Consider the following 5,207-nt stretch of genomic DNA (forward strand, 5'->3'; position numbering starts at 1 on the left):
CGGGCGACTGGGCTTGCTGCGCCGGCTGCGCCTGCTCGGCGGACTGGGACTGCTCCGCGGGCTGCGACTGCTCGGCCGGCGCTTCGGCGGCCGGGGCGTCTCCGCCCGACGGCGCAGCGCTGCCGTCGCCGATGCGCGCGAGCAGCGCGCCGACCTCGACGGTCTCATCCTCTGCGACGAGGATCTCTTCGATCACACCGCTGACGGGGGACGGGATCTCTGTGTCGACCTTGTCGGTCGAGATCTCCAGCAGGCCTTCATCAGCCTGAACGGTGTCGCCGACCTGCTTCAGCCAGCGAGTGACCGTGCCCTCGGTGACGCTCTCCCCGAGTGCGGGAAGGACCACGGCTGTGCTCATGTCGAGTCTCCTTCGGAAAATTGTGATGCCCCAAGCTTAGTGACCTGGGAGTCTATGGATATTGGTGCGTTCCTACAGCGCGTGCAGCGGTTTTCCGGCGAGTGCGAGGAAAGCCTCGCCAAGTGCCTCGCTCTGTGTGGGGTGCGCATGGATGAGTGGCGCGATGTCTTCCGGATGCGCCTCCCAGGCCACGGCCAGCTGGCCTTCGGTGATGAGCTCGCCGACGCGATCGCCGAGCAGATGCACTCCGAGAACCGGGCCCTCCTTTCGGCGGACGACCTTCACCATGCCACCCGTGCCGATGATCTCGCTCTTGCCGTTGCCGGCGAGGTTGTACTCGTACGACACGACGTCGTCGGCGCCGTGCGCGGCGATGGCGGCCTCCTCGGTGATGCCGACCGACGCGACTTCGGGGCTGCTGTACGTCACGCGGGGGATCTGCGACTCGGGAGGAGTCGGCACATCCATCCCCGCGATCCGCTCGGCCACGGCGATGCCCTGCAGGAAGCTGCGGTGCGCGAGCTGCAGACCCGGCACGATGTCGCCCACGGCCCAGACGCCGGGCACGGCCGTGCGCAGCTGCTCGTCGACCCTCACGAATCCGCGCTCGAGACCGACACCGGCGTCCTCGAAGCCGAGACCGTCGGTCAGCGGTCCACGACCGACCGCGACGAGGAGGTAGTCGGCGCTGAAGCTCTTGCCGTCCTCGAGCGTCACGGTCACCTGCGCGTCGTCCTGCTCGGCCTTCGCGAAGCGCGTGCCCAGGGAGTACCTGATGCCACGCCGGCGGAACGCGCGCTCGAGTCCTTTGCTCATCGCGATGTCCTCGTTCGGGACGAGGTGCGGCAGCGCCTCGACGATCGTGACCTCGGCACCGAACGACTTCCACACGCTGGCGAATTCGACGCCGATCACTCCGCCACCGAGGATGATCACGCTGTCGGGCACCTCGTCGAGCGCAAGCGCGTGCTCGCTGGTGAGGATGCGTCCGCCGATCTCGAGACCGGGCAGCGAGCGGCTGTACGAGCCCGTGGCGAGGATGACGTCCGCGCCCACGTAGCGATCGTCGCCGACCTCGACCGAGCGATCGGCCGCCAGGCGACCCTCTCCGTGCACGGTCGTGATGCCGCGCGCCGCGATGAGGCCCTCGAGGCCCTTGAACTTCTTCGCCACGATGCCTTCGCGGTATGTGCGAACCCCTGCCGCGTCGACCGCCTCGAGAGTGGCGCTCACCCCGACGGATGCCGCCGACCGGACGTGGTCGGCGACCTCTGCCGCGTGCAGCAGGGCCTTGGTGGGTATGCACCCCCGGTGCAGGCAGGTGCCTCCGACCTTGTCCTTCTCGATCAGGGCGACCTTCTTGCCGAGCTCGCTGGCGCGCAGCGCGGCCGAGTAGCCGCCGCTGCCGCCGCCGAGGATGACCAGGTCGAACTCGTGCGTCGCCATCAGGACTCCTTGACCGATGCTCGTGCGAACGCGATCAGCGAGCGCACCGCCGCGCCGGTCGGTCCCTTCTCGGTGAATCCGTACGGCGCTCCCTTGTGCTCGCCGGACCCGGCGATGTCGAGATGCACCCAGGGGATGCGCGGTGCGTCCTCGGCATCCGACGTCCTGCCGACGAAGCGGCGCAGGAACAGTCCGGCGAAGAGCGACCCGCCGGAGCGGTCGGCCATGTTCGCGTTCACCATGTCGGCGATCTGCGAGTCGAGGCTCTCCTCCATGAACTCCGGAAGCGGCAGCGGCCAGGCATCCTCGCCGACCGACTCCGCTGCGGCGAGGTACTCCGCCACCGCGTCGTCGTCACCCATCACACCGGTGTGGCGCATGCCCAGCGCGACGATGATCGCGCCGGTGAGGGTCGCCACGTCGATGATGACGTCGGGGTTCTCGCGGCTGGCCGCGACGAGACCGTCGGCCATGACCAGGCGCCCCTCGGCGTCGGTGTTCATCACCTCGACGGTCTGGCCGTCGAGCATCCGCAGTACGTCACCGGGCCGGGTCGCGCGGCCGGACGGCATGTTGTCGGCGATGCACAGGAACGCGGTCACCCGCACCGGAAGGCCGAGCGCGGCGATGGCGCGGATGGCCGCCAGCGAGGTGGCCGCGCCCGCCATGTCGAACTTCATGCCGACCATGCTCGCGGCGGGCTTGAGCGAGAGGCCACCGGTGTCGAACGTGATGCCCTTGCCGACCAGCGCGATGTGACGCGCCGCCTCGGCGGGGGAGTACGACAGGCGCACGAGCCGCGGCGGACGATCCGATCCTCGTCCGACACCGAGGATGCCGCCGTAGCCCTGCTCGTCGAGCTGCTTCTCGTCGAGCACCTCGACGTCGATCGGCAGATCGGCGACCGTCTTCACAGCCTCGTCGGCGAGCTGGGCCGGGCTCTGCCACTCCGCCGGCACCGAGACGAGATCCTTGACCAGCGCGACGGCCTCGGCGACGGCGCGAGCGTGCTCGAGCGCACCGTCCTCGATCGATGCGGCGTGCAGCGCGATGGTCTCGGCGCGAGCGGGCTTCTTCTCGGAGCGGTAGTCATCGAAGCGGTATCCGCCGAGCAGTGCACCCTCGGCCGCGGCGTCGGCGTACTGCTCGAGGTCGCCGGCGAATCCGACCGACACCGTCGCGAAGCCGGTCAGCGAGCGCACGGCGGTCGCGACGGCGTCACGCACGGCGGACGCATCCGGGTCCTTTCCCGCGCTGACGACGGCCAGCGGCAGCGACGTCACGGCAGGCAGGTGCACGCGCTGGTAGGCGGAAGCCGTTCCCTTGTATCCGGTGGCCGCCAGGGTGTCGGCAAGACCCTCGTATCCGCTCAGCGCGTCGGTCGCGGAGGCGGGATCGGGGATGACGAGCACTGCGGCGTCTGCGGTGCCTCCGGGGAACGGATCGGTCGTGTGGGTGATCACGGGAAGCGTCATGACTCCATCCTAGGGAGGGCCCCCACACGCCGAGCCGAGGCGCTGCCGCCGTGTTCGCTGTCAGCATGCACGTCGCCGCCCAGGCCCGGGATGCGACTCGTAGCATGGACACATGCCGTCACCTGCTGACCTGTTCGAGTCGGTTTCCGGGGCCCCGGACGCCCCGACCGGCCTGCCCCTGGTCATTCTTCTCACCGGCTTCACCGATGCCGGCAGCGCCGTCGCCGGTCTCATCGAGCACCTGAACGCGACGACCGACCCGAAGCCGCTCATCGTGTTCGACAACGACGTGCTGCTGGACTACCGCGCGCGCCGCCCGATCGTGCTCTTCGATCAGGATCACCTGACCGAGTACCGTCCGGCGCGGCTCGAGCTCGCCCTCGCTCACGACGCCCTCGGTCAGCCGTTCCTCCTGCTCTCCGGGTACGAACCCGACTTCGCGTGGAACGCCTTCGCACGCGCGGTCGTCGATTTCGTGGACGCGTTCCAGGTGTCGACGGTCACGTGGGTGCACTCGATCGCCATGCCCGTGCCGCACACCCGTCCGCTGGGTGTCACGGTCAGCGGCAACAGGCGCGACCTCACGGCCGTGCATTCGGTGTGGCGTCCCCGCACCCAGGTGCCGGCCACGGCCGCCCACCTGCTCGAGTTCCGCCTGGTCGAGCACGACGTGCGCGTGGCCGGATTCGTGCTGCTCGTGCCGCACTACCTCGCCGACACCGACTACCCCGACACGGTCACCGCCGCGGCGGACAAGCTGATGGCGGGCACCGGGCTGGTGCTGCGGATGGATGCCGTGCACGAGCGCAGCGAGGAGTTCCACGCCCGTGTCGCCGAGCAGGTGCAGGGCAGCGAAGAGCTGGTGCAGATGCTGCACGGACTCGAGCAGCGCTACGACGCGTACATGGCGGGCCGGGACGACACCGGCGACGAGGGCGGTTTCGACGAGCGCGACCTCCCCAGCGCCGACGAGCTCGCCGCGGAGCTCGAGCGCTATCTGGCCACGCGACGCCCGGGAGACGACGACAAGCAGCGCTGAGACGCGCGCTGATTCACGGAATCGGAGGAAGCAGCCGTCGTCGTGTGTGATAATGGATGCTCGACCCATTGTCAACAGATTCCTCGCGGATGCACTTGACAAGGGTCTTACTAGTGTCCGAAACGGCTCGGAGCGCGTGCACCGCTCCATGAAAGGCGAAACGTGACTCCTGCTACGAGCAAGAACTCCCGGACGACCAAGAAGACCACTGCCGAGACCGAGATCGTTGAGGCCGAGGTGACCGACGTCGCCGAGGCGGCGCCCAAGAAGGCGACGAAGACCGCGGCCAAGGCGCCCGCGAAGAAGGCGCCCGCGAAGGCACCCGCCAAGAAGGCCCCCGCTCGGCGCACGGCGAAGAAGAAGGACGAAGAGGCCCCGGTCGACGACGAGGTCGTCGAGACCGAGGACGGCGACGACGACGAGGGCGACAAGAAGCCGGCCTTCACCGAGCCGCTGCCCACCGGCGCGATCGTCATCTCGTCGAAGGACGAGGACGACGCCCCTGTCTACTCCACGCAGATCACCGGCGCGACCGCCGACCCGGTCAAGGACTACCTGAAGCAGATCGGGAAGGTCGCGCTGCTGAATGCGGCCGAAGAGGTCGAGCTCGCGATGCGCATCGAGGCGGGCCTGTTCGCCGAGGAGAAGCTGTCGACGATGTCGGCGGCCGAGAAGTCCGGCCAGCTCGGCCTCGACCTGCAGTGGGTCGCGCGCGACGGTCAGCGGGCGAAGAGCCACCTGCTCGGTGCCAACCTGCGCCTGGTCGTCTCGCTCGCGAAGCGCTACACCGGTCGTGGCATGCAGTTCCTCGACCTGATCCAGGAGGGCAACCTCGGCCTGATCCGTGCGGTCGAGAAGTTCGACTACACCAAGGGCTTCAAGTTCTCGA

5 protein-coding genes are annotated in these 5,207 nt (G+C 68.9%); 2 read left to right on the forward strand and 3 right to left on the reverse strand.

The window, feature by feature from the left end; all coding sequences use genetic code 11:
* The 3 genes from RT309_RS13615 to RT309_RS13625 all read right to left on the reverse strand — a co-directional run.
* Window positions 1-358 (reverse strand): biotin/lipoyl-containing protein (locus tag RT309_RS13615; protein WP_313357889.1); only part of this gene is annotated, 358 nt, incomplete at its 3' end.
* A gap of 72 nt (window positions 359-430) precedes the next feature.
* Window positions 431-1,804 (reverse strand): dihydrolipoyl dehydrogenase, encoded by a 1,374-nt coding sequence (gene lpdA / locus RT309_RS13620; protein ID WP_313357891.1) that lies wholly within the window; start codon window positions 1,802-1,804, stop codon window positions 431-433.
* Entirely contained in the window at window positions 1,804-3,279 is a 1,476-nt protein-coding gene (locus RT309_RS13625; protein ID WP_313357892.1) for a leucyl aminopeptidase, read from the reverse strand. Before RT309_RS13625 ends, lpdA begins: the two co-directional genes overlap by 1 nt.
* A 112-nt stretch (window positions 3,280-3,391) precedes the next feature.
* On the opposite strand from RT309_RS13625, the gene RT309_RS13630 reads away from it, so the two are divergent.
* Window positions 3,392-4,318 (forward strand): PAC2 family protein, encoded by a 927-nt coding sequence (locus RT309_RS13630; RefSeq protein WP_313357894.1) that lies wholly within the window; start codon window positions 3,392-3,394, stop codon window positions 4,316-4,318.
* 162 nt (window positions 4,319-4,480) lie between these two features.
* Window positions 4,481-5,207, forward strand: a 727-nt coding sequence (locus RT309_RS13635) for a sigma factor (protein WP_313357895.1), incomplete at its 3' end; no start/stop codon positions are given.

The sequence above is a fragment of the Microbacterium sp. genome (assembly GCF_032084865.1).
Lineage (GTDB): Bacteria > Actinomycetota > Actinomycetes > Actinomycetales > Microbacteriaceae > Microbacterium.

Bases quoted from the DNA above. Each gene is read 5' to 3' on its own strand.
- lpdA (WP_313357891.1), bottom strand. From the start codon at position 1,804: ATGGCGACGCACGAGTTCGACCTGGTCATCCTCGGCGGCGGCAGCGGC.
- RT309_RS13625 (WP_313357892.1), bottom strand. From the start codon at position 3,279: ATGACGCTTCCCGTGATCACCCACACGACCGATCCGTTCCCCGGAGGC.
- RT309_RS13630 (WP_313357894.1), top strand. From the start codon at position 3,392: ATGCCGTCACCTGCTGACCTGTTCGAGTCGGTTTCCGGGGCCCCGGAC.